Raw genomic sequence first — 25,956 nt, forward strand, 5'->3', positions numbered from 1 at the left:
AGCATTATGTTTAAACCGCAAATTAAAGTGCCTGCAACCTATATGCGTGGCGGCACCAGTAAAGGTGTATTTTTTAATTTAACTGATTTGCCAAAGCCTGCTCAAGTAGCAGGCGAGGCGCGCGATAATTTATTACTGCGTGTTATTGGCAGCCCCGATCCGTATGCTAAGCAAACGGATGGCATGGGCGGTGCTACATCAAGTACCAGTAAAACCGTCATTTTAAGTAAAAGTGAGCAAGCCGAACACGATGTTGATTACTTGTTTGGTCAAGTGGCTATAGATAAACCTTTTGTAGATTGGAGTGGTAACTGTGGCAACTTAACGTCAGCAGTCGGTGCTTTTGCCATTAGTAATGGTTTAGTCGATAGAAGCAGAGTACCTAATAACGGTGTTGCTATCGTGCGGGTGTGGCAGGCTAATATTAAAAAAAGCATATTAGTGCATGTCCCTATGACAAATGGCGAAGTGCAAGAAATCGGTGACTTTGAACTCGATGGTGTTACTTTTGCTTCAGCTGAAGTAAAACTTGAATTTATGGACCCCGCTGATGGCGATGGCGCGTTATTTCCAACAGGTAACGTAGTTGATGACTTAGAGGTTCCAGGTGTTGGTACTTTAAAAGCAACCATGATAAATGCAGGTATTCCTACTGTATTTATTAAAGCCACTGATATTGGTTATACCGGCACAGAGCTGCAAGACGATATAAATAACGATGTTGCAGCGCTTGAAAAGCTTGAAACCATTCGTGCTTATGGCGCTGTTAAAATGGGCTTAATCACTAACATTAGTGAAGCGCAAGTTCGCCAACATACGCCAAAGGTTGCGTTTGTTGCATCACCTTTAGATTACAAAGCGTCTAGCGGAAAGCTTATTGAAGCTGCAAATATCAATTTATTAGTGCGCGCTATGTCGATGGGTAAACTGCACCATGCCATGATGGGCACAGCGGCTGTTGCTATTGGCACGGCCGCAGCAATCGAAGGCACACTCGTAAATATAGCCGCTGGTGGCGGCGCATTGAGTGAAGTTAACTTTGGTCATCCGTCGGGCACGCTAAAAGTAGGTGCTGAAGCTAAAAATACTGCAGGTAATTGGCTAGTTACCAAAGCAAGTATGAGCCGCAGTGCACGAGTATTAATGGAAGGGGTTGTAAGGGTTCCTTATTAAAATAAAGTCCCTCTTGTGATTATGCAGTGGGGTTTTCTATGTAGTAATTATTTCAATATCTGGGTCTATTTATCTTCGAGGTTGAATTTGCAGCTGTATGTTTGGTTTTTAGGCAAGGCAACGCCTATGGTGTTATTTACTATAAATAGGCGATAACGCAGCATAGATGTCAAACATGCATTGCCCTTGGGTTCGTGTTGGGGACTATTTGCTCGGTTATTACTTAACCTTAACTCTGGTTAAGAGACTTACTAACATATTGAATCATGATGATATTAAACTTATTTTCTCTAGCCAGCTATTTTCAACGCAGTTAGCGAGCCCACTAGATTACAAACCTCGCATCGCGATTAAATTGCCTTAGGTAATAAAAAGAAAAACCAAATATATGGCTCAATGCTTAGCGATTGAAAAAATTTGAATGTTGTCATAGTCATATTTTTTTAGTTAATTTTCATTCCAGTTCAGTAAAAAAACCGCTTTTTTCTTCGATTCATCGCATTTACTTGAAGAATAATATTAACAAACTAAATTAAATGTAATATTCAATTCACAAAATGGATATACTATATTTTAGCGTCCTGAGTTTTTATGATTTTTAATTAGATTACTGAGGGTCATAAAGAAATAGTATGTAGATAAAATCAAAATACATTTAATAAAATGTATAAATATGTAGCAAAAATATATGGCTTAATGGTATTTTTAGAATTCTAGTAACAAAGGTTAGTATTGCGTGTTCGTTTATTATTTTTGTAAACTTGAACAATGCAAATTGTGACTAAACTAATTTCTGATACTCATTTCAAGCTATCAAGGAGAAATAAATGTCGAAGCGTATGATCAAATTTACACCAATTGCAGCATCAGTTGCACTTACATTGGGCTTAACAGCTTGTGGTTCTGATAACGATAGGAATGTATACGTACCTCCTGTTGAATCTTTTAGCTCATCAGATGATGCTCAATTTAATGTTGAAGTAACTGGTAAAGCTGTTAAAGGCGCAATGATGAACGCGGTAGTAAGCGTTTCTACATTAGATGCAACTGGTCAAAGTGTACCTGTTGCATTTAGATTAGAAGCCTCTTCTGAAGCTGAATCTTTCTCTGGAGAAGGTTTATCGCAAGATGCAGCCGATGCTGATTTAGAAGCAAACAAAATTGCAGGTAACCCTGATGATGTTCTAACAAATGAAAGCGGACGCTACAGCATTTTCTTAGAAGATAACTTTACTGGACCAGTTTACATCACAGTTAAAACGTCAGAAGAAGGCGATGAGAGCTTTTTAAGATGTGATGCTTACTTAGGTTGTGGTTCTTACGCAACAGCCCCAGAAGTTGATGATGTAAATGATGGCGATACTGCAATTGAATTTGGTGAATGGTACAAAACTGATCTAGAACTTTCAGTAATCAAATTTGTCCCAGCAATTACAGCTGATACGTCAGGTGCAAGTGGAGCTCAAGGCGATCCAGGTGTATCTCGTTCTTTAACAGCTAATGCAACATTGTTTACGACTATCGGTTCTCAGTTAATTATTACAGCTGGAGGAGAGGTTGGTCCTCCTACTATTGCTGAAGTAAGTTTACGCAGTTTTTTCCAATTAATGGGACCTGATAGCACACTTCAAATACCAGAGTTACTTGCTGACCCTTCAATTGGTGGTGCAGTTGATTTAAGTGATGTAGACGGTGAAGAAGAGTTAAGCGAAGGTATTTTAGCAATTTCTCAAATAGCGTCATCTATTCAAGGTTTAGACTCTATCAGCGATGTGCTAAGTAAATTAAAAACAGGCATTAAAGATGGTAAGTTAAGCGGTAGTGATGATGCTGAAATTGCAGCGTTAGCGGCTAAACTTCAACAAGCAGTAACAAACACATCTAACATTTTTTTAGCCATTGCTACTGGTGATGATGATGCTATTGAAGCTGCAATTATAAATGCATTCAATGTTGTTAATCCAAATGCAACAGATGCTGAAAAAGATGCATTTATTTTACAAGCGGCTGGCATTGCTGCTAAAGCAAAAGCAGCAAAAAATAAAGCTATTAAAAATGGCGCAGCAACTGACGCTAGTTTAGCTCTTATTGCTAAAAAAGTTAAAAAAGCATTAGAAAAGTTAGGTTGTACAGATAACTGTGAAGCTGATGACAATTTTTATGCTCAATTAGCTGTTTCTGTTACAGCAGAGGTTACAGCATCAGAAGCTGAACTTGTTACTTTACAAGCTTTAGTCGTGACAGCTGAGACTAACTTAGCAGATGCTCAATCTCTAGGTGGAGAAACGGTTACTGATGCAGCAAGTGCTGTCGCATTTGCAAGTGCAGTAGCTACACTTGTTAATGAAGCTGAAACTGCCGATTTAGCAAATAAAGTAAATAAATTATTTATTAAGTCTCAAGGTCTTGTTTCAGCAGCAACATTACTTGTTGACCAAAATAATACATACCAACAAATTCTTGATAATGCAGAAGATCTACTATCTGATGCAAATACAGAAGTTGACAAAGTAAGTGCGTTTGACGCAGCGCTTGCTGAATTAGTTATTGCTGTTGATGCGGCTGTTACAGAGTTTGATGTTGAAGTAACGGCGGCTAAAGCTATTGCTATTGATGCAGCAGATGTTGCAGATGCGAAGCAAACCCTATCAATGACAGCAGAAGCTGCTTCTACTTCAGCGCTTGCTGATGCACAAAACGCGACGATCGATACCGCTGTTAATGCAGCGGCTGCTTTAGAGCTTGCAACAGCAGCAGTCTCTGCCGCATCTGAATTTGCTACAACTGTAGATGCATTGGAAATTGCTATAGCGCAAGCTAAAGCAGCTGCACAAGCATATTTAGATGTTGCTGTAACAGATGAAGATAAAGACGCAGCACAAACATTAGTTGATGATGCTGATGCAATGGTTAAAGTTGCTACTGATAAAGCTGAATTAGCAGCAGAGCAGTTTACAGCTGCGTTAGCGCTTCAAGTTGCTGCAGAAGAAGCGCTTCCTAAACTAACTGTACTAGCTTCTGTTAAAGCTACGTCAGAGTCATTAGCGACTATGACAGTGCTAACGAGTACTGGTGGTGGTGCTATTATTGATGCTGCTGAAATTGTAGCTGATGTAATCGATGAAGTTTCTGGTATGGGTGATTCTGCATCGGGTACATCTACACGTTTCCCTAACTGGGCTTACAATTACAGCTTAGATGATCTTACACTTATGCTTAGCAATGCTACTACAGGTGAAATGATTAACGCAGCGGCTTCTTATGAAGGTGATAAGCTAGTTGTTGCTTGGGGTGCTACGCTGGTAGGCGAAAATGATGCATCTATTAAGCTTGTAACTGCTGATACGCAAGTAGCAGCATTGACAGATTGTGTTGAATTTGCAGCAGGTACAATTGATGCTACTCAAATCGATTCATGTTTAGTATTTACTTTTGATGGCGCGGTGACGGCTGATAATGTAGATGATGCAGAAATCATAATGACTGAAACGACTAACCATATTGAAATTATGGATGGCGATTCTGGCTTTAACGGCGTGTTAAGCATTACAGCTGATGAAGAAACAGATTCAAGTTCTATTTTATTAGAAGGTGTATCTGGTGATGTAGACTTTAAAGTAATGAGCTCTGACAGTACCTTAGATATTACTGTGAATGATGCTATGGGTTACACATTGTCTATTACTGATGGCGAAAGTGCGGATTACATAGGTAGCGTTATGGCTATGTACAATGAGGCTATGATGTCTTTTGGTACAGTAACCGAGATTACTAATGGTATTTCAATAACCTATATCGATGGTGACGTGGTTGATTACACTGATGTTGATTTAATTGATTCATCTAAGTAATATTTAAACTATAAAAGGGAAAAGCCTAGCGCTTTTCCCTTTTTTTATAGAAAGCGATTAAATTATGAAAAAAAAAATTCTCTTGTTAGGATTTTCAACAGCTCTTATTTCTCCATTTGTTTCCGCAGATAACCAATTTCAAGTATTTACACATTTTGACGCAGAGATTTACACCGAAGCACAGCCAGTACAAGCTTTTGTCGATGATTTCGATGCACCACTAAAATCGGGAGACAGTGCATTTACTTACAATATATTTGAAGTCGGTGTGGGTTTCGGGAATTTTAAGGTTGGTTTACAAAGTCGCTATGATTACGTGCTTAATTTTGATCCAGATACGGCCAAATACACTCACACTGAAAAAAATGATTTAGAGTTTGAGGATCGTTTTTATACATATAATTTAGATGCAAAACAAGCGACTTCAAATGGTGTTTTTGTATCTTACGATTTTAAGTTTTTAGATAAAAATTCATTAACAATTACACCTAAATTATCCGTTTTTTCGAGTACGCATTTTCAAGATGCTACTGTAAATGGCGAAATTTATAGCGATGAAGTTGAAGGTGCTGTAACTGTTGATTACAATTTTTCAAAAGATATTTTATTTAAAAAATTCACACCAGACCAGAAACCTGAAAGCCTAGGCTATAGCCTAGATATTTTTGCTGATTGGCAAGTAAATGATGAACTACAACTTGGTTTTAGTGTAAAAGATTTACTCTATAAAACAGATTACGACGATAGTGGCTTTGTTAAAGGCCAAACTACAGAAGTTCCATTTAGTGAAAATGACAACGGCGACATTACTACCCAGCCAACAGTATCATTAAAAACGTCTGCATTTGGAAATACCGAATCGCATGATTTTGAGATGGAAATGCGACTACAAGCATTTGCCGATTACAGAATAAACGAGCGTTTTTCAACCCAACTAACTTTAAAACGTTACGATAAAGACACGTTTAGCCAATTAAAAGGCCGCATTCACTTTTGGGATCATTGGAAAGTACAAGCAGGCTACGAAACAAAAAGTGAAGCGTTTTTGGTTGGTATAGAAAGTGAATATTTTGGTCTTAATTTACAAACAGATAGCTTAGATTTAGATAAAGCCTATTATGCGAATGTGAATTGGTACGTGAACATTAAGTTTTAAGGAATGAAGATGTTAAAACAAATTATACCTTTAGGGGTCGCTATTGCATTGGTAGGTTGTGGTTCTTCATCAGACAGTGACAGTTCAGAATCTGTTGCAGTGAGTGAAGCTTCAACATCTTCTTCTGTAAATTTTTATGTATCTAATTGGCAATCACCACAGGGAACGCTTAATGTTTTAGATAGTGATGGGGTGGTGAAAGAATCAATTGAAGTCGAAAACATCAATACTGCGAGTATAAATGTAACTCCACTTACTTTTAATAGCTTTGAGTTTATACCTAGTGATACAACGCTACCTTGCCCACGCTTTACCGGTTGCGGCAGAACAGTTCGTGGTGATGCAAATGACTTAAACGCGAACCGTTTAATCGACTATCAAGAATTAACAGCCGTTACTCTTAATTACAAAGCAGCTGCTTTTAGTGCTCCTGGTGTAAATACGGTTTATTTATCGCCATTGAGTAAAGCAATTACTGACGAAGGTTTTGGTGCTACACAGGCTAGTTTATCAGCCACGCCTTTTTATCATTTAACGCACAGTAATTTAAATGCAAGTGTTGAAGCAGAAATGGTTACTAACGCATTTACTTACGCGGCAATTTTAGCTGGTGTTGCTGATAGTACGTTTAGCGTTGTAAGTGCTTTTAATGCATTTACTAACTTGGAGACTGACCAGCAAGCGTGGCAAGATTACAGCGATTTAGCAGTGCAGTATGTTACAGATAACTTATTTAGCGACCAAGGTAATGCTTTGCTGAAAAATGTCGCTGGTCAAGTTAAGCAAACCATTGCGAGCGTAACTACATTCACAAATTGGCAGGCTCGTTCAGCAGAAGTACAAAGCTTAGATTCAAGAGAGTTACTTGTTGATACGCGAAATATAATAGGTGTTGCAAGACTTCAAGAAAAAGCTTACTCAGATGAATTAGACGCAAAATTTACTGAGCTTGAAGGTGCATTTGATGAAGACACACAAAGAACTCTTAGTGCGCTTACTAATGCTTTAAATGAAGTTATTACAAACTATTCTCCACTTGCAGAAGGCTCTACGCCAGCAGGACAATATAAGCTTCGTGATTTGGATATCATTTATAGCCAATCACCTTATACATGGGCTATTACTGGCACATATGATGATTTACCTATAGCAATTGATTTATCAATCCCAACATTTAGGGTAAGTGGTGTACTGGGAGATAAAATTGAAGGTGTAATGAGTGCAACTGTCACAAATGGCGCTACGGTATTAAGTGTTGATGTGAGTGAGCTGGTTATTCAATTTGATGGTATAGATGCTCAAAGTGAATTAAACCCAGAAGCTGATACAGGTATAGCGCAGATCACGACCAATGTAATTATCAATAAAACAGCGGGTAAACTAGAAGGTGACTTATCATTAAACTTAAATCGTTTTGTTAATTCACTAGGTGAGGAGTCAACTACGTTATCTACCTTTGATTTTAATGGTAATTACGTAAGCGGCATTCAAAACACTGCATTTCATATCACAGCAGTAGAGGCTTCGCCTTTTATTGGCGAAGACAATGATGATTTAGCCTTTACTTTTGAGTTAGATTTTCCATTAAGTGGAGCAAGCGACTTTAAATTTGCATACGTAGGTGATGTTGAAAATTTATCTGAACTTACTTCTACAGATATATTTGTTAGTGTAAAAAATAGCGCGCTAGATTTACGTATTCGTGATGTTAGTGGCAATATTAACCTCATTGCGAAAGGCGAAAATGGCCGTTGGTTAGATGTAAAACAAAAGGGCCGTAATTACAGTGGCGGTTTATATTTTGGTGATACTAAAATAGCTGACGTTACTGCCGTTCGTGGCATCCCCGGGGTTTTATTTTCAAATGGCGATTTTGAATCGTTGTTCTAATTAATTGACTTAAATATTAGACATAAAAGCCCAACATTAGTTGGTTTTTTATGTCTATATTAAGTATTTATAACAACTCAATACTTACCGTTGCACCTTTTTCGATATTGCCGCTTTGTGCTGGCACTACAATTAAGCAGTTAGCTTTACTAAGCGACGAAAGTACACCCGAGCCCTGTTTATTAAACGGGGCAACCACCAAGTCACCTTGCTCGTTAGTTGTTGCAGTACCGCGTTGAAAGTCGGCTCTTCCTGGGCGCTTTTTAATAACGGATGTAGTAATAGCGTTAAAACGCATTTTAGGATTTACGTCACCAAGACCCGACAGCTTTTGCAGTGCAGGCTCTACTAACTGATTAAATGTAACAGCAGCCGACACAGGGTTACCTGGCAAGCCAAAAAAGTAACTGTTACTTAATTTACCAAAGGCAAAAGGTTTGCCTGGTTTCATGGCTATTTTCCAAAAGTGAATATTGCCAATTTCGTTGAGCACTTCTTTTGTAAAGTCGGCTTCACCAACGGATACACCGCCTGAGCTTATTACGGCATCGGCAAGTTCGTTCGCTTTTAAAAATGCATTAGTGATGAGTTCTTTGTCATCAGGGATAATTCCTAAATCAAGCACGTCTATATTTTTTTGTTGCAGCGCACTAATAATAACAGCGCGGTTGCTCTCAAAAATAGCGCCTTGCTCAAGAGGCTGACCAGGTTCTATTAGCTCATCGCCTGTAGAAAGCACGGCTATTTTTAAGTTTCTTACTACGTCTATATTGGCAATTCCTAAAGATGCAAGTAACCCCACATCAACGGCTTTTAGTTTATCGCCTGCTTTTAAAATAACGTCGTCGATTGCTATATCTTCGCCAGCAAAACGCACGTTTTCGTTTAGTTTTGGTTGCGCGGTAAACGTAATTTTATCACCATCAACCGAGGCATTTTCTTGCATTACAACGCCGTTAGCGCCTGGTGCAATGGCGGCGCCGGTCATTATTCTTACGCATTGGCCTGGGGTAAGCGTTTCTTCAAAAACTTGACCTGCAAACACACTACCTACTTGTGTGTAGGTTAAGCTTTTATCTGAAATACACAGCGCATAGCCATCCATTGCTGAGTTGTTATGAGCGGGTACGTTTATAGTTGACTTAACATCGCTTGCTAAAACGCGATCAACGCTTTGCATTATAGAAATAGTTTCAACGTCTTTAACAGGCGTTATTGTGCCAAGTATATTCTGTATTGCAGTTTCAATTGGCAATAAACCGGGTGCATTGCAAACATCGTTCATATATATTGCTTACTTAAATCATTTTATTTTGAAACAATACTTATAATGTCAAAGCTTTACAATACATGGTTGGGTTATTTTTTGTGTGTGATATGCATGTTTTCGTGCAGCGTAAACGCAAAAGAAACGCTGCAAGTAGCCGTGGCGAGTAATTTTAAAACGGTATTGCAAACCCTACTAAAAAAATCTCCATTACCAAATATTGACGTGAAAATATCAGCAGCTTCTAGCGGTGTTTTATATTCGCAAATAGTGCATGGCGCGCCATTTGATGTGTTTTTATCGGCTGACGATTTTCGACCGAAATCACTTATTAAAGAAGGCTATGCCGAGCAAAGCAGTTTAATCACTTACGCGTTAGGTGAGCTTGCTTTGTGGCAACCCAAAGCTGAAAAAGTAAATGATAAAGTAGCCATTGCTAATCCGCGTTTTTCACCCTACGGGCGTGCCTCAGAGCACTACGCTAGTAACCATTTTAAAAAACCAATAAATTATGTGTACGGGAATAACATTACGCATGCGTTTCAGTTTGTGCAAAGCGGTAATGTAGGAGTAGGGCTGGTGGCTGTTTCATCGCTAAAGGCGGCTTACAGTAACACGCAAGATCAAAAATATTTAGAGTACACCGTGCTGCCTACCAATCAATATCCCGATATAATTCAACAAGGCGTTATTATTAGCTCGACTAAAAAGCATGCTAGCGCTAAGCAACTTATGCAATTTTTAATGGCAGAAGCTACGCAGCAGCAGTTAATTGAATTAGGTTACAGAATAAAGGACAACAATGCTTCAAAGTGATTTAACCGCGCTGTGGTTAACTATAAAACTTGCCTTTATAACCGCAGTACTCCTTCTTGTTTTTTGTATTCCACTGGCATACAAGCTCGCTGGCTATAACGGTAAATTTAAACCATTTTTAGAGGCATTAATTGCAATGCCTTTAGTGCTACCGCCTACATTATTAGGGTTTTACTTACTTGTTTTATTTTCGCCTGATCACGCTTTTGGGCAGTTTTGGTTTTGGCTAACGGGTACGCAGCTTGCGTTTAGTTTTCAGGGCGTGGTTATCGGCTCGCTTTTTTATTCACTGCCTTTTGTAATGCAGCCGCTTGTGGCTGGGTTTAAACATATTAATCAAACCTATAACGAAGCTGCCATTGCGCTTGGGTTGAGCCCGTTTAAACGCTTTGTGCATTTAATCATTCCGCTTTTAAAACCCAGTATTGGTAGCGCGTTTGCTTTAGGTTTTGCGCATACATTGGGTGAATTTGGTTTGGTATTAATGATTGGCGGTAATATTCAGGGGCAAACACAGGTGGTGTCTATTGCGCTTTATGACCATGTTGAATCGTTAAATTATACGGCGGCGCATCAGCTTTCACTTATTTTACTGGCTATTTCGTTTGCCTGTTTAGTGCTGTTATTTAAGTTTAATAAAAGCATTGTAGGGGTTAAGCAATAAAATGATTAAGTTAAGCCTTTTTAAAGCACTCAATAATTTTGATTTAGATATAAACCTTGAGCTTGAGTCGTTTAATGTGTTGGGTGTCTACGGGCCTTCAGGCTCAGGTAAGTCAACATTACTGCGTTGTATTAGTGGTTTAGAGCCTGCAAAAAGTGTTCATATTAATAATCAGCCAGTGCATGAGTTGCCAAGTGATAAACGCGGTATAACGCTTCAGTTGCAATCGTGTCCGTTGTTTCCTCATTTAGATGTGGCAGGTAATTTAGCGTTTACACAAAAACACTGCGGAAATAAGCAAACCAGCTTAACGCTTCAATACGTTGTTAAAACACTTGAATTACAAGATTTACTAAATCGTGATGTACAAAGCTTATCGGGTGGCGAGCGCCAGCGTGTAGTATTTGCGCGCACTTTGCTTGCCGGTCAAAAATTTATAATGCTCGATGAGCCTTTTAGTGCGCTTGATTGGTCATTGCGTTTTAAAACGCTCACTAAACTCAATGAGTTAGCCGTTAAGTTTAATATTAAATTTATAATAGTAAGTCACTCATTAAAAGAGCTGCTATTTTGCTGCGATACCCTTATTCAGCTTGATAAAGGTAAGGTGATAAACCAAGGTGCAAGTGCGCACGTTGCAAAAGCTATTTACGCAAACGACAGGCAAACACCGCTGAGCTTAATTAATTACGATGTGGTTAAATTTGATGAAGACTACGGGCTATATCAACTGCAATTACAGCAAAGTGAGCAACCGCTTTTTGTGCTTCCTGCACTTGTAGATAGCAGTAATAAGCTAATTATAGAAAGTGAGCAAATGTCGCTTAGTGCGTTAAAGCCTGAGCAAACAACGCATAGCAATGTTTTAAAGTCGGTATTAACTCAGGCTGAGCTTATTAATAATAAGTGGCAGTTAACGCTCAATGTAGATGGGCAAACATTGTATTGTTTGGCATCAAGACGAGTGTGGGACAAAAACGACTTTAAAGTGGGCGATGTGCTTTATACAACAATCAGTAATCTAGAATAACTAAATGCTGCACACTGCACATTGACTGCTTTTAGCTATTTTAAAACGATTAAATTCCATGCTTAAACCATCCACCAGCAGTAAGTGCTCGCTTAAACCACTTGGCAAACCAGCAAGCATTTTTAGCGCTTCAGTAGCCTGAATACTGCCTATTAGCCCCACAATAGGAGAAAGCACACCAGATTCGGAGCAACTTTGTGTTTGTTCACTAAAAAATTGCGATAAACAACCATAACAATGGCTGTTTTCATCCATAGTAAAACACGCGACTTGTCCTTCCATACGTATTGCAGAGCCAGACACTAGCGGAACTTTAGCTTTAAAACAGGCGTTATTAAGTGCATTACGCGTTGCTAGGTTATCTGAACAATCAATCACTATATCAATGTTATTAAATAATTGTTTTGTAGAGGTATTTACATCAAAAAATGCCTCAATGGTGTTTATATCTATTTCACTATTAAGTGCGTTAAGCTGTTTTTTTGCAGCACTGCATTTTGAGCTACCAATATCGCTTTCTTTATACAGTATTTGCCTTTGTAGGTTGGTTACGTCTATTTCATCGTTATCAACTAAGGTAAGCGTGCCAACGCCAGATGCCGCTAAATATTGACTTACCGCACATCCAAGCCCACCCACACCAACAATTAAAGCATGCGATTGCCATAGCTTCTCTTGTCCGTCTATATCAAGCTGCGGCAGCATAATGTGCCGAGAATAGCGTAGTTGCTGTTGGTACGTTAACGGTGCTTTTTGCATTTTTAAACATCTCATACTTTTTTTGAACAATACCAATTTGTTAAATCCTAGAGCAAGCAGTAACGCTTTTTATTTGCACTGTAACAGCCCATACCCCCTCACTCATATAGTGCAACTATAACGCATTAAAATAATAAATGCATATAACCAACTGAAATATATGGTTTTTAATTAGTGGCTCAGTAATTGCTGTATTGGGTTAACTAAAATTTAACAAAGTTTGGGCTGCTACTCATATAAAAGAGTGGGGCATTTATAAAATAATAATACGTTTACGAGGAAATAAACATGCAACCGAGTTCTGGATTTAACTTAATATCCTTTAAAGGAAAAATGAAAGTATTACATCTAAGTTGGATGGTCTTTTTTGTGTCATTTTTTGTATGGTTTAACCATGCTCCTTTATTGGGTGCAATTGCGGGCTCGCTTGGTATTACCATGGCACAAGTTAAAACATTACTAATTTTAAATGTAGCGTTAACTATTCCTGCCCGTGTTGTGGTGGGTATGCTGACCGATAAATTTGGTCCCCGGATTGTTTATGCGGCGCTACTTATTACCTGTAGTATTCCGTGTTTTATGTTTGCTATGGCAACCACATTTGAACAAGCCGCTATAGCGCGTTTTGCGCTAGGCTTTATTGGTGCTGGCTTTGTTGTGGGCATTCGTATGGTGAGTGAATGGTTTCCTGCTAACGAGCTGGGCATAGCAGAAGGTATTTATGGCGGCTGGGGTAACTTTGGTTCAGCAGCAGCGGCTATGTTATTGCCAATTATTGCACTTATGTTTGGTGGCGAAGATGGTTGGCGTTACGCAGTAGGTTTAACGGGTGTATTAAGCGTTATATTTGGTATTATTTGGTACTTAAATGTAACCGATACACCAAAAGGCGGTACATACTTTAAGCCTAAAAAAGTAGGCGCAATGGAAGTAACCAGTAAAGGCGACTTTGTATTACTTCTTATTATGAAAATTCCTATGTATGGTGCTCTAGCATTACTTACTTGGAAGCTTTCACCAACCGGTGCTAACCTAATTTCGGCTAACTTTGTACTTGCCGTGTATGCTTTTTTAGTTCTGCTTTATATTTACGAAGTGTATAAAACCTTTGACGTAAATGGTCATATTTTTAAAGAGCCAGTACCTGAGTCTCATCGTTATGAATTTAAGCAAGTGGCTGTTTTAAATATTTTATATTTTACAACTTTTGGTTCTGAGCTTGCAGTTGTATCTATGTTACCGCTATTTTTTATGGATGTGTTTGCGCTTGATATGGTGTACGCGGGTATTTTAGCCTCTGCTTATGCATTTATGAATTTAGCATCTCGCCCAGGTGGCGGTTGGATTTCAGATAAATTAGGTCGTCGTATTACCCTTATTGTACTTACAACGGGTCTTGCTGTTGGTTATTTTGTAATGGGCTTGGTTGATGCTTCTTGGCCTTTATGGCTTGCAGTTGTTGCAGCTATGGCGTGTTCGTTCTTTGTGCAAGCTGGTGAAGGCGCTGTATTTGCGGCAGTACCGTTAATTAAACGTCGTTTAACTGGGCAAATTGCAGGTATGACAGGTGCTTACGGTAATGTAGGTGCAGTAGTGTACTTAACGGCATTGTCACTTGTTGATTATCAAACTTTCTTTTTCATTATTGCGGGTAGTGCATTACTTGGTCTAGCTGCACTGTTTTTTATGAAAGAACCAGATGGCCATATTACCGAAGTAAATGAAGACGGCACCGTTGAACTTATTTCAGTGACTTAAGGCATTATTGACTATGTTTGATGAAACACTCCACGCTAAATCGCTAAAAAATGAACTCAACGTTTCATTTGGCGGGCACAGTGCTAAAGGGTTAAAAGCAGAAAATCAAGATGCGTTTGCAGCTCTTAATACCAAAGCGCAAGAAAAAGAGTCTAAAGGCGTTATTGCCTGCTTAGCCGATGGGTGTTCATCAGCAAAAAATGCTAAACAAGCGTCTCAACTTTCGGTTACTCATTTTATAAATGAGTATTTAAATACCCCCGAAAGTTGGGCGGTTAAAAAGTCAGTGTCGAAGGTGTTAGCAAGTTTAAATCAGTGGCTTTATTCGCAATCGGTTAATTACAATCACCTTGGTCAGCGCCAAGCCGATTGGATGACGACTTTTACAGCACTTATTTTAAAGTCGGCAACGGGTTATATATTTCACTTAGGTGATACGCGTATTACTCGCTTGCGAGGAAATAAAATAGAGGCAATAACACGGGATCACAAAGTAAACGATACGCTAACGCGTGCACTTGGCGCACAACTTCATCAAGAAATAGATGTATACGAAGTTGACCTAAAAGCAGACGATATTTATATATTAACCTGCGATGGCGTACACGATGTGCTCCCAAGTAGTGATATAGCTAAATTAATTAACGAGTACACTAATTTAGAAAATGCAGCTAAAGCAATTACCGAACTTGCATTAGCACGAGGCAGTGACGACAACGTAAGTTGTTTACTGGTAAAAGTAGAAAATATTGCCGAGCAAAAGTTAGATGAACTTTACCATTCGCTAACACGACGAAAAATTCCACCAGCGCTTAATGTTGGGCAAAAAATTGATGACTACACGGTTATTCGTAAATTACATGCCAGTAGTCGCTCACACATTTATTTAGTGCAACAAGCGCCCGATATACCGCCAGTGGTTTTAAAAGCACCTTCGGTTAATTTTGAAGACGATGTGCACTACCTTCAAGGCTTTATAAGAGAAGGCTGGGTAGGGCAACGCATAAACCATTTAAACGTGATGAAAGTACTGAGTACGCAATCGCAGAGTCGTTTTTTGTATCATATTTGTGAGTACATGGACGGGCAAACACTCAGTGATTGGAAGCACGACGTGCCGCACCCAGAAATAACCCAAGTACGCAGTATTATTGAACAAATAGTACATGCACTAAGGGCGTTTCAGCGACTCGATATGGTACATCGCGATTTAAAACTCGATAATGTAATGATAGATGCGCACGGTAAAGTAACGCTCATAGATTACGGCACAGTAAGTGTTGCGGCTATGGACGAGTCGGTTAAACAAATTGCGGATGATTGCCCGCAAGGTACTGCCGACTACACCGCACCCGAAACACTTATTACTATGCACGCCGATTTTAAAAGTGATTTGTTTTCACTTGGCGTGATTGCATATGAGTTATTGTGCTCAAAATTGCCTTATAAACCACTGCCACTTAACCACGTAGCGCCAAAAGATTACACCCATTGGCATTACACAAGTATTCGTAAATACAGAGCCGATATTCCGTTTTGGTTAGATCAAGCCCTTATGAAGGCGCTTGCCCCTAAACCTGAGCTCAGATACCAAGCTTTTTCTGAGTTTATAAACGATATCAACAAACCTAATCCTTATTTAGAAAGTACCGCTAATAAAAGTTCAATAATGAAACGCGATCCAGTTATGGTGTGGAAATGTATTTCGCTGTGTTTATTTATTGCTTTGGTATGTGTATTAATAATTAAAACTTAGAGAACCAAAATGCTTAATTACAAGAACAACTTACCTATTATTTTTATACTGGGTTGCTTCACTGCGCCTTCAATAAGCCAAGCTTCGCAAACTGATCTTGATTTTAGACTGCGTTTTGAAAGCGTTGATCAAGAAAATGCCTTAAAAGATGCAAGCGGCTTAACACTTAGAACCCGCTTAACGCATCAAACAGATGAGGTGAATGGTTTTTCAGCCCTTATTGAAGTAGAAGATACTCGCAGCCTATTGGGCGTAGATGATTACAACAATACGGTGGGGAAAAATACTAATTACTCTGTTATTGCAGACCCAGAAAACACTGAGATAGATCAAGGTTTTGTTAAATATGCCCGCGATGGTCTATCGCTAAAAGTAGGACGCCAAGTAATAGCCCTTGATGGGCAGCGTTTTGTTGGGCACGTAGGTTGGCGCCAAGACAGGCAAACCTTTGATGCAGCAACCATTAATTACGCATTTAATAACATAGATTTACAGTACAGTTATTTAAATAAGCGTAACCGCATATTTGCTGACGATAAAGACATTAAATCGTCCGATCATCTAATTAATGCAAGCTTTAAAACAGACTACGGTAAAGTGGTTTTATACAGTTACTTATTAAGTGACGATGCACTACAAGACGACAGTTTAGACACTTATGGCGTTTCTTTTAACGGTAATAAAACCCTAAACGACATAAAATTTTATTACAAAGCGGAGTATGCAACGCAGTCTGCGTCAACAAGCGTGAGTGATTTTGATGCTGATTACTATGCACTTGAAGGCGCTGTGGATTTAAATGGGTTGGGCATAAAAACAGTAACTTTAAAAGTCGGCATAGAGTCACTTGGCTCTGACAATGGCGATTACGGGTTTGCAACACCGCTTGCCACGTTACATAAATTTAATGGTTGGACAGATACGTTTTTAAATACACCCACACAAGGCTTGGACGACACTTACATAAGCTTAAACGGTAAAGCGTTTGACGGAAAATGGCTGGTGGCTTATCACAGTTTTGATGCTAATGAGCAATCAAATGGGGTTGACGATTTGGGTACTGAACTAAACGTACAATACGTTAAACCTATTAATAAACAATACGCAGTGGGTGTTAAATACGCTGATTACTCAGCGGGCGATACTGCTGCTAATAAAGTCGATACTCAAAAATTGTGGGTATGGATGAGCGCTAAATTTTAACCCTCATTATCTTCTAATATTCACTTGTAATTTATAGCGACACAAGATGGTGCAATTGCACCATCTTGTGGGGCTTTATGCTTTTCACCTCTGCACCAATGTAGTTAACTTGTTGATTTTAAGTGCTTATATATTTGGCTTACATATTGCTATAACAAACCTATAACAAATTATTCGATGTCAGTTTTAGTCAATTACTAAAATAGGTATCACTTTAAGGTGGGTAAATGTTAAGCAAGCAGCGTGTTGTAGTGGTAGGAAACGGAATGGTCGGGCACCATTTTGTGCAGCAGCTAGTTTCTCAAAATCAAGCTGATGAGCAATTTGAAATTACGGTACTTAGCGGTGAAGACCGTTTAGCGTATGACCGTGTACAACTATCCTCTTTTTTTAAAGGCAAAACCGCAGACGACCTCGCACTTACATGCAATAAAACCTATGACGATTGGCAAATACGCTTTCATACTCATTCTAAAGTGGTTGATATAAATCGTGATATGCACACTGTAACGACCGCTAAAGGGGAGTTGTTTGAATACGACAAACTTGTGCTTGCTACAGGTTCATTCCCATTTGTACCGCCTATACCGGGTAAAGATCGCGAGCATTGCCTTGTTTATCGCACCATTAACGATTTACACGCAATAAAAAATTCAGCCCACGGCAGCAAAGTAGGCGTGGTAATTGGTGGCGGTTTACTGGGGCTTGAAGCTGCAAACGCATTAAAGCAATTGGGTCTGCATACTCACGTAATAGAATTTGCTCCGCAACTTATGGGTGTACAAGTTGATGCTGGTGGCGGTCGGCTACTAAAAAACAAAATTACGGATTTAGGCGTTACTGTGCATACATCGGTAGCAACGGAGGAAATAGTAGAAGGTGAAAGTTGCCGTTACAAAATGTGTTTTAAGGGCGGTAAAACCCTTGAAACCGACATGATTGTATTTTCGGCGGGTATTCGCCCTTATGATAATTTGGCCCGCGAGTTTAATTTAGAGTTAGGCGAGCGCGGCGGTATTGTAATTAATAACCACTGCCAAACGAGCGATAAAAACATATACGCTATTGGTGAATGTGCACTGTGGAATAATTTTATTTTTGGCTTAGTGGCACCTGGTTACGCCATGGCTAAAATAGCAGTTGGTCATATTTTACAAGATACGCAGCAAGGTAGTTTACAAAGTACTGGCTTAGACAATAAAGCCGATGAATTTAGCGGTGCCGATATGAGCACTAAGCTTAAATTAATGGGTGTTGAAGTAGGCTCTATCGGCGATGCGCATGCACGCAGCGAAGGCGCAATAAGCTATTACTTTGAAGACCAAGCCAATGGTATTTATAAAAAAATAGTCACTAATTCACAAAGTAATAAGCTGATTGGCGCGGTACTTGTTGGCGATACCAGCGATTACGACAATTTGCTGCAATATCATTTAAACGACATTGAGCTTACCACCGATCCCGAAGCGCTCATTATGCCCCTTGCCGGCGACATGGCAGAGCTAAGCGCCGATGACTTGCCTGATGACGCCATTATTTGCGCGTGTCATAAAGTAACCAAACACACCATTGAACAATCAGTTTCTAACGGCTGCATAGATTTGGCAAGTGTGCAGCAAAGCACCAAAGCCAGTACAGGTTGTGGAGGGTGTGAAAAGCTCGTTCAAAACGTAATAAACAGCGTGCTCGCTAAAGCAAGTAACACTATTAACGTAGTTACCATTAATGAGCCTGTAAAACAGCCTGCATAAATTAAAGCACACTAAAAGAGAGCAGTAGTATGACAACGGCAAACACGTCACCAACTATAAATAAAACCAGTTTAAAACAAACAACATGTGCTTACTGTGGTGTAGGGTGCGGTGTTGATATTTCACTTTTTAATAATGTGCCAACCAAGCTTGAAGGCATGCGAGAACACCCCGCAAACTTTGGTCGTTTATGTGTAAAAGGCACCCATTTGCTCGACACAACAGGCAGTGATAATCGCTTAACGTCGCCCCTCATTAATAATAAAGCAGCCACGTGGGATGAAGCAACTGACCACGTTGCCAATAAATTTAACGACGTAATACAAAAGCACGGACCCGATGCGGTGGCATTTTATGTATCGGGGCAGTTACTTACTGAAGATTACTACATTGCTAATAAATTAATGAAAGGCTATATAGGCTCAGGCAATATTGATACAAATTCGCGCCTGTGTATGTCATCTGCTGTGGCAGGTTATAAACGCGCTTTTGGTGAAGACGTAGTGCCGTGTACCTACGAGGATTTAGAGCAAACTGAGCTGCTTATTTTAATTGGCTCTAATGCCGCATGGACTCATCCGGTTTTGTATCAGCGAATGGAGCGTGCAAAGCAGCTTAACTCAAATATGAAAGTGGTGGTTATTGATCCGCGTAAAACCGACACAGCTGAGCTTGCCGACACATTTTTAAATATAAAACCAGGCAGTGACGCTGCGCTTTATAACGGTTTGCTTAATTATTTAAATGAGCATAACCACCTCGATACGCAATTTATTGCTCAGCACACAAACGGCTTTGAAAGCGCATTGCAAGAGGCACAAAAGTGGAGCTGTGAGGCAGTTAGCGACTTTTGCGATATAGCAATTGAGCAAGTCACTGAGTTTTACGCGCTATTTGCTAACAGCCCAAGTGCGATTAGCTTTTATTCAATGGGTATAAATCAGTCAAGTTCGGGTGTAGATAAATGCAACGCCATTATTAATGCGCATTTAGCCTCAGGTAAATTACTTAAGCCAGGCAGTGGTCCGTTTTCAATTACTGGGCAACCCAATGCGATGGGCGGGCGCGAAGTAGGTGGTTTGGCTAATCAGTTAGCGGCGCACTTAGATATTGAAAACGAAGCGCATCAATCACTTGTACAACGCTTTTGGCTCTCGCCAACTATTGCTAACAAAGCAGGCAGCAATGCTATTGATATGTTTGATGAAATAGCCGCAGGCAAAATAAAAGCAGTGTGGATAATGGCAACAAACCCAATGGTGAGCTTGCCCAATAACGCCGCTATTAAAAAAGCATTAGAGACCTGTGAGCTGGTGGTTGTATCTGACTGTATTGCAAAAAGTGATACGTTAAAATTTGCCGATGTTGCCTTTCCATCAACCGGATGGGGCGAAAAAAACGGCACAGTAACTAACTCAGAGCGCAGAATATCAAGACAGCGCCCGTTAGTAGCGCCTTATTCGGGTGCTAAAAACGATTGGCAAATTATGTGTGAAGTCGCTAAAAAAATGGGCTTTGAAGGTTTTGATTTTACAGATCCAAGTGGCATTTTTGAAGAATGGGCACAATTAACCGACTTTGAAAATAACGGCAGCCGATTATTAAACCTCTCTGGTTTAGTTGGGCTCACAAAAAATGAGTATGATAATTTAAAACCCATTATGTGGCCTGTTGTTAAAAATCAGCCTTATAAAAATGGTCAGGTTTTTACAAATAACCAATTTAGCACCGCTGATAAAAAGGCGCGTTTTATACCTATAACGCCGCAATTACCTGTGCAACAAACATCAAGTGATTATCCGTTTGTAATGAACTCAGGGCGTATACGCGACCAATGGCATACCATGAGCCGCACCGGTAAAAGCACTGCGCTTTCATCGCATATTACACGCCCGTACATTGAAATTAATCCGCTTGATGCCAGTAAATTAGCAATTAAACAAAACGATTTAATAAGTGCAATTGCCCAAACAGGACACGTTACCGCGCATGCAAAAGTAACCGATTCGGTTCGAAAAGGTGAATGCTTTATGCCTATTCATTGGAATAAGCAATTTGCGTCATCAGCAACAGTAAGTGGGTTGTATCAATCGGTAGTTGACCCTCTATCTGGTCAGGCTGAGTGTAAACACGGCGCTGTTAATATAGTTAAAGCACCCTTTGAGCAATATATGCAGCTGTTTGCTAAAAACGAACTTGTTATAAACAGTGATTTTTGGCTCAAAGTTAATGCAAGCAATTGCTTTAATTACCAATTGGCGCTTAATGAGCCACAAAGTGATTTACTGTATTACTGCCAAACCTTAACCGGTTTACAAGGGCAGTGGTCGGCTATGAATACGGCAAAAGCCATGCATGTGCAGTGTATTCAAAACGATCAATTAGCGTTTGTTGTTGTTATTTCTAACGAGCAAAAAGAAATATCACTTGAGTGGATAAACCATTTATTTGCAGAGCCATTACTGACCTTTACACAGTTACAGTCTTTGCTTTATGCAACCCCCGATGAAGAATTTACTCAAGGCGTGCAAGTGTGTAGCTGCTTTAAAGTAAGAGAGCAGCCGATTATAAACGCCATTAAAAACGGTGCAAACACAGTCGAGCAATTGGGGTCTGAACTTAAATGTGGGACGAACTGCGGTTCGTGTAAAACACAATTAAGCCAATTAATAAAACAACATTACAAAGCAGGTTCTAGCAGCATTGATGTTGCGGTTGTAATGTAAAGAAAAAAGGAAGCATATGCTTAATGATCAATTTGGTCGGCAGTTTAACTATTTGCGCCTCTCAATAACCGATGTATGTAATTTTAGTTGTAGTTATTGTTTACCAAACGGATATCAGTGCGATACGCCGCGTAATTTTTTAAATAAAAGCGAAATTAGCACGCTAGTAAATGCGTTTGCAGAACTAGGTACTAAAAAAGTGCGTATTACAGGTGGTGAACCGTGCTTGCGAAACGACGTAACCGATATTATAAAACTCTGTAAAAATACGCCTGGTATAGAAAAAGTAGCCATTACTACCAACGGGTTTAATTTATTAAAAAAAATTGATGAATTTGCTGAAGCCGGGCTTGATGCGCTTAATGTAAGTATTGATAGTTTAAATCCGAGTATGTTTAAACTCATAACAGGGCACGACAAACTTAACCTTATTTTAAAAGGGATTGAACGCGCGGTAGAGCTGGGCATAAAAGATATAAAAATAAATGCGGTGCTTGCCAAGCAGTTTAATAAAAACCAATTAAAGGATTTTTTAGCGTGGGTAAAACACCACAAAGTTACAGTGCGCTTTATAGAATTAATGGAAACAGGTGACGGCGCGACCTTTTTTGAAGAAAATCACTTAAGTGGGCAAACGGTTAAAGCCCAGCTTTTAGCTCAAGGCTGGTTACAAGTAGTTAGGGGGAAATTAAACGGACCCGCTGAGGAATTTTGTCATCCTGATTACGATGGTCGTATTGGTTTAATAATGCCGTACAGTAAAGATTTTTGTAAAAGTTGTAATCGCTTGAGAGTGTCGGCGCTGGGTAAATTACACTTATGCTTGTTTGCCGAGCAAGGTATAGATTTACGCGAACTACTAAACGAGGACGATACTGCAGCGACCGTAAAGGCAATTCGAGCCGCTATGGGCAATAAAGAAATAAGCCATGAGCTAGATAAACGCTTAACAGGTGCGACAACTCACTTAGCCATGTTAGGCGGTTAATATGGAAGTAAAAGCTAAGCGAGATTTTACAGGCGTTGTGCTTGCTGGTGGTAAGTCATCAAGAATGGGCACAGACAAAGCCGATTTAGTTTTAAAAAACAAAACGCTATTGCACAATGCGTGTGATTTATTAAAAGACGTAGGCGCTAAAAACATACTTATAAGTCGCAACGTTACAAATCCAGTTAAATCATCGAGCCAATATTCACCGAGCGATTATCCTTCAGAGAAGTACGTTAAAGATATATACCCAAATAGTGGACCCCTTGGCGGAATTTATTCAACATTAATAACCACCGAGCATGACTTACTCATTACTGCGGTAGATATGCCTCTACTTACGAGTAGTTTGTTAAGCACAATTGTGCTGGCTTCTCAGTCAAATAACGTACAAAGTGTGAGCAATCAATTAAATCAGTCACAAATACATGCTTGGCACTTTGAAAATGAACCACTACCGCTGTATATTCGTAATACAAGCAGTGTAAAAAATCATTTAAAGCACATACTCACAAACGCAAACAGTCATAAATCAATAAAACAGTTTACCCAAAGTATTGGTGTGCAAACGCTTTTATGTAATAAAGCGCATGCATTAATAAACACCAATACACCGGCGCAATTTAAAGCTGTAAATGAGCATTTTGACCAAAGCATTAATCAATTAAGAAGAACATTATGAGTCACACAACTGAGTCACAAATAGCATTAAACATTGCCGTAATGACGGTAAGCGATACACGCGATGAAATTACTGACACCTCAGGTCATTACTTAATTAAAGCGCTAACTGAGGCGGGTCATCACTTAGCCGATAAAGAAATTGTTAAAGATGATGTTTACCAAATGCGCGCTATTGCATCGCAGTGGATTGCCGATGACACCATTCACGCTATTTTAGTGACTGGCGGTACAGGTTTTACTGAACGCGATTCAACACCTGAGGCATTTGCGCCGCTGTTTGATAAAAGCGTAGACGGTTTTGGTGAGCTATTTAGACATATATCGTACGGTGAAATTGGTAACTCAACTATTCAATCTCGTGCATTGGCAGGACTTGCTAACAACACGGTTATTTTTTGTATGCCAGGCTCTACAGGCGCATGCAAAACAGCATGGACAGGCATTATAAAAGATCAACTTAACTCAATGCATAAACCGTGTAACTTTGTACCGCACATTACCATTGGTAAAAAGTGTGAATCGCGTGAGCAATAGTATGTTAAGCCACGTAGACGAAAACGGCCAAGCGAATATGGTTGATGTATCGCTCAAAGACGTAACCTTGCGCGATGCCTCAGCTGAAGCATTTATTAGCATGAGCAAGCTTGCCTTTGAACAAGTAATGCTTAATCAAAACAAAAAGGGTGATGTGTTAGGCGTGGCACGCATTGCAGGTATTCAAGGCGCAAAAAAATGCGCTGATTTAATTCCGCTTTGTCATCCGCTTGCACTTAGTAAAGTCGCTGTTGATTTTGAACTTGATGAAGCTAACAGCCAAATTAAAATAACCAGCTACTGCAAACTTGCCGGTAAAACTGGCGTAGAAATGGAAGCGTTAACGGCGGTATCTGTGGCTAGCCTTACTTTGTTTGATATGTGTAAAGCAGCCGACCCATTAATGGAAATTAGCGGCATGCGCGTTACTCAAAAAGCAGGGGGCAAAAATGGTAGTTGGCAGCGCGATTAATCCAAACAATGTCATATATAGCGCCGGAAAAGTAGAGTTATTGTTTTTTGGGCAACTAAAAGAGCGGTTAAAGTGCAGTAAATTAAGCCTTGAGATTGAGCAGCCGCTTACTATTTCAGAGCTTAAATTAAGATTAGTAAGCCAATACCCGCATTGGCAACCGTGGCTGGATGAGCGTGAGTTACTTGCAGCGCTTAACCAAACTATGTCATCAAGCGATGAAATAGTGAAAGCAGGGGATGAGCTTGCCTTTTTCCCGCCGGTTACAGGTGGCTAATGAGCATACATATTCAAGTGCAAACCGATGACTTTAATGTAGGTGACGAGCACAATACGCTCTGTAGTAATAACAAAAGCGATGGCGCTGTTGTCACCTTTACAGGTTTGGTAAGAGAGTTCAGCAGTGGCGATAACGTTATTGCACTTGAGCTTGAGCACTATCCTGGTATGACCGAGCAACTGCTTCAATCTATAGCAGAGCAAGCTCAAACTCGCTGGCAACTGGCGCGAATATGTATTATTCACCGCGTTGGTTACTTAGCACTTGGCGAGCAAATTGTATTTGTAGGCGTAACGTCCCGCCATCGCCAAGCCGCGTTCGAAGGCGCACAATTTATAATGGATTATTTAAAAAACCACGCCACGTTTTGGAAAAAAGAGCACTTTAAAGACTCATCAAATTGGGTTGAGTTTAAACAAAGTGACAAACAAGCGATGGGTAGGTGGGAGTCTTAATGAAAATAATCTCTACTAATATCTCTAAAATAAAAACGGTAGTGTATAACGGCAAAGAGGTTAAAACCGGTATTTTTAAAACCCCAACTAACGAACCTGTTGTTATTGAAAAGCTAAATATTATAGGGGATGAGCAAGCTGATTTAGTTAATCACGGCGGGGTTGATAAAGCGGTTTATGCGTTTTCGCACAATCATTATGACTATTGGAGGAGAATGCTTGCAAACGAGGATTTAACCAGTGGCATATTTGGTGAAAACTTCACGATTTCAGACCTTGATGAAGCGAATATACATATAGGCGATCATATTCGAATTGGTACTGCATTACTTGAAGTAAGCCAGCCTCGTGTACCCTGTTTTAAATTGGCTATCGCCCTTAATAATAAAAACAGCCTTAAACTGTTCACGCAGTATTACTGCACGGGCATATATTTTAGAGTCATTGAGCAAGGTGTTGCCAAAACAGGCGACGCAGTCACTATAGAAAAAAAAGCGGCGCATAAAATTTCAGTTAAAAAGCTGTTTCAGGCGTTTTTTGACAAAAAATACGTAGGTTACGAAGACGTACTTTTAGAGGCCCTAACTCTGCCAGAGCTTGCTGTAGAGTGGCAAGAAAAGTTAAAAAAGAAACTTGCTATTAAAGTTGAATCGGCCAAATGAATGCTGTGTAATTTTTATGCAGTAATTAAATTCTCTAAATAAGAGCAAAACCTATACATTAACTCATAGGTTGGATCTTAA

Annotated in this window: 21 protein-coding genes; 19 read left to right on the forward strand and 2 right to left on the reverse strand. The window is 39.6% G+C overall.

Annotation, left to right across the window (positions count from 1 at the left end; all coding sequences use genetic code 11):
• Window positions 1-6 precede the first annotated feature (6 nt).
• The 4 genes from prpF to DC53_RS07090 all read left to right on the forward strand — a co-directional run bounded on the left by prpF (window position 7) and on the right by DC53_RS07090 (window position 8,070).
• Complete coding sequence (prpF, locus tag DC53_RS07105) at window positions 7-1,173, forward strand: 2-methylaconitate cis-trans isomerase PrpF (protein WP_007375253.1); 1,167 nt, start codon at window positions 7-9, stop codon at window positions 1,171-1,173.
• Between the two features lie 827 nt (window positions 1,174-2,000).
• Window positions 2,001-5,024 (forward strand): hypothetical protein, encoded by a 3,024-nt coding sequence (locus tag DC53_RS07100; RefSeq protein WP_033030624.1) that lies wholly within the window; start codon window positions 2,001-2,003, stop codon window positions 5,022-5,024.
• A gap of 64 nt (window positions 5,025-5,088) precedes the next feature.
• The gene (locus DC53_RS07095) at window positions 5,089-6,180 is read left to right on the forward strand and encodes a hypothetical protein (RefSeq protein WP_033030625.1); all 1,092 of its coding nucleotides are present in this window, start codon (window positions 5,089-5,091) and stop codon (window positions 6,178-6,180) included.
• A gap of 9 nt (window positions 6,181-6,189) precedes the next feature.
• Window positions 6,190-8,070, forward strand: coding sequence for a hypothetical protein (locus DC53_RS07090; protein WP_033030626.1), 1,881 nt, complete (start codon window positions 6,190-6,192; stop codon window positions 8,068-8,070).
• 67 nt (window positions 8,071-8,137) lie between these two features.
• On the opposite strand, the gene moeA is transcribed toward DC53_RS07090, so the two are convergent.
• The gene (gene moeA / locus DC53_RS07085; RefSeq protein WP_033030627.1) at window positions 8,138-9,355 is read right to left on the reverse strand and encodes a molybdopterin molybdotransferase MoeA; all 1,218 of its coding nucleotides are present in this window, start codon (window positions 9,353-9,355) and stop codon (window positions 8,138-8,140) included.
• 96 nt (window positions 9,356-9,451) lie between these two features.
• On the opposite strand from moeA, the gene modA reads away from it, so the two are divergent.
• From modA to DC53_RS07070, 3 genes are read left to right on the forward strand one after another with little or no spacing between them, the layout of a single operon-like run.
• Window positions 9,452-10,153: a molybdate ABC transporter substrate-binding protein gene (gene modA, locus DC53_RS07080; RefSeq protein ID WP_033030628.1), complete on the forward strand. Its 702-nt coding sequence runs from the start codon at window positions 9,452-9,454 to the stop codon at window positions 10,151-10,153.
• Window positions 10,140-10,817: a molybdate ABC transporter permease subunit gene (gene modB, locus DC53_RS07075; RefSeq protein ID WP_002959821.1), complete on the forward strand. Its 678-nt coding sequence runs from the start codon at window positions 10,140-10,142 to the stop codon at window positions 10,815-10,817. Before modA ends, modB begins: the two co-directional genes overlap by 14 nt.
• A gap of 1 nt (window position 10,818) precedes the next feature.
• Window positions 10,819-11,847, forward strand: coding sequence for an ATP-binding cassette domain-containing protein (locus DC53_RS07070; RefSeq protein ID WP_033030630.1), 1,029 nt, complete (start codon window positions 10,819-10,821; stop codon window positions 11,845-11,847).
• On the opposite strand, the gene moeB is transcribed toward DC53_RS07070, so the two are convergent.
• Complete coding sequence (gene moeB, locus DC53_RS07065; RefSeq protein WP_033030675.1) at window positions 11,848-12,606, reverse strand: molybdopterin-synthase adenylyltransferase MoeB; 759 nt, start codon at window positions 12,604-12,606, stop codon at window positions 11,848-11,850.
• A gap of 288 nt (window positions 12,607-12,894) precedes the next feature.
• Between moeB and DC53_RS07060 the strand changes: the two genes are divergently transcribed.
• The 12 genes from DC53_RS07060 to DC53_RS07005 all read left to right on the forward strand — a co-directional run bounded on the left by DC53_RS07060 (window position 12,895) and on the right by DC53_RS07005 (window position 25,875).
• Complete coding sequence (locus tag DC53_RS07060; RefSeq protein WP_033030633.1) at window positions 12,895-14,364, forward strand: NarK family nitrate/nitrite MFS transporter; 1,470 nt, start codon at window positions 12,895-12,897, stop codon at window positions 14,362-14,364.
• Between the two features lie 13 nt (window positions 14,365-14,377).
• Window positions 14,378-16,120 carry a bifunctional protein-serine/threonine kinase/phosphatase gene (locus tag DC53_RS07055; protein ID WP_033030635.1) on the forward strand — a complete coding sequence of 581 codons (1,743 nt, stop codon included), beginning with the start codon at window positions 14,378-14,380 and terminating at the stop codon, window positions 16,118-16,120.
• A 9-nt stretch (window positions 16,121-16,129) separates the two neighbouring features.
• A complete protein-coding gene (locus DC53_RS07050; protein WP_033030641.1) occupies window positions 16,130-17,323 on the forward strand; it encodes an alginate export family protein in 1,194 nt (397 codons plus the stop codon).
• 227 nt (window positions 17,324-17,550) lie between these two features.
• Window positions 17,551-19,074, forward strand: a complete 1,524-nt coding sequence (locus DC53_RS07045; RefSeq protein WP_050484147.1) for an FAD-dependent oxidoreductase — start codon at window positions 17,551-17,553, stop codon at window positions 19,072-19,074.
• 29 nt (window positions 19,075-19,103) lie between these two features.
• Complete coding sequence (locus tag DC53_RS07040; RefSeq protein WP_033030643.1) at window positions 19,104-21,800, forward strand: nitrate reductase; 2,697 nt, start codon at window positions 19,104-19,106, stop codon at window positions 21,798-21,800.
• Window positions 21,801-21,816: 16 nt separating this feature from the next.
• The gene (gene moaA / locus DC53_RS07035) at window positions 21,817-22,788 is read left to right on the forward strand and encodes a GTP 3',8-cyclase MoaA (protein WP_033030645.1); all 972 of its coding nucleotides are present in this window, start codon (window positions 21,817-21,819) and stop codon (window positions 22,786-22,788) included.
• Window position 22,789: 1 nt separating this feature from the next.
• Window positions 22,790-23,470 carry a molybdenum cofactor guanylyltransferase gene (locus DC53_RS07030; protein WP_033030649.1) on the forward strand — a complete coding sequence of 227 codons (681 nt, stop codon included), beginning with the start codon at window positions 22,790-22,792 and terminating at the stop codon, window positions 23,468-23,470.
• Window positions 23,467-24,006, forward strand: coding sequence for a molybdenum cofactor biosynthesis protein B (moaB, locus tag DC53_RS07025; RefSeq protein WP_033030651.1), 540 nt, complete (start codon window positions 23,467-23,469; stop codon window positions 24,004-24,006). The genes DC53_RS07030 and moaB overlap by 4 nt, the downstream gene beginning before the upstream one ends.
• A 1-nt stretch (window position 24,007) precedes the next feature.
• Window positions 24,008-24,478 (forward strand): cyclic pyranopterin monophosphate synthase MoaC, encoded by a 471-nt coding sequence (gene moaC, locus DC53_RS07020; protein WP_007375236.1) that lies wholly within the window; start codon window positions 24,008-24,010, stop codon window positions 24,476-24,478.
• Window positions 24,456-24,755, forward strand: a complete 300-nt coding sequence (locus DC53_RS07015) for a MoaD/ThiS family protein (RefSeq protein WP_033030654.1) — start codon at window positions 24,456-24,458, stop codon at window positions 24,753-24,755. The genes moaC and DC53_RS07015 overlap by 23 nt, the downstream gene beginning before the upstream one ends.
• On the forward strand, window positions 24,755-25,213 hold the full coding sequence (gene moaE, locus DC53_RS07010; RefSeq protein WP_033030657.1) for a molybdopterin synthase catalytic subunit MoaE: 459 nt from the start codon (window positions 24,755-24,757) through the stop codon (window positions 25,211-25,213). Before DC53_RS07015 ends, moaE begins: the two co-directional genes overlap by 1 nt.
• The gene (locus DC53_RS07005; protein ID WP_033030661.1) at window positions 25,213-25,875 is read left to right on the forward strand and encodes an MOSC domain-containing protein; all 663 of its coding nucleotides are present in this window, start codon (window positions 25,213-25,215) and stop codon (window positions 25,873-25,875) included. The genes moaE and DC53_RS07005 overlap by 1 nt, the downstream gene beginning before the upstream one ends.
• The last annotated feature ends 81 nt before the right edge of the window (window positions 25,876-25,956 follow it).

Origin of the sequence: Pseudoalteromonas fuliginea, from assembly GCF_000690055.1 — a bacterium.
In the GTDB taxonomy this organism is placed as follows: domain Bacteria; phylum Pseudomonadota; class Gammaproteobacteria; order Enterobacterales; family Alteromonadaceae; genus Pseudoalteromonas; species Pseudoalteromonas fuliginea.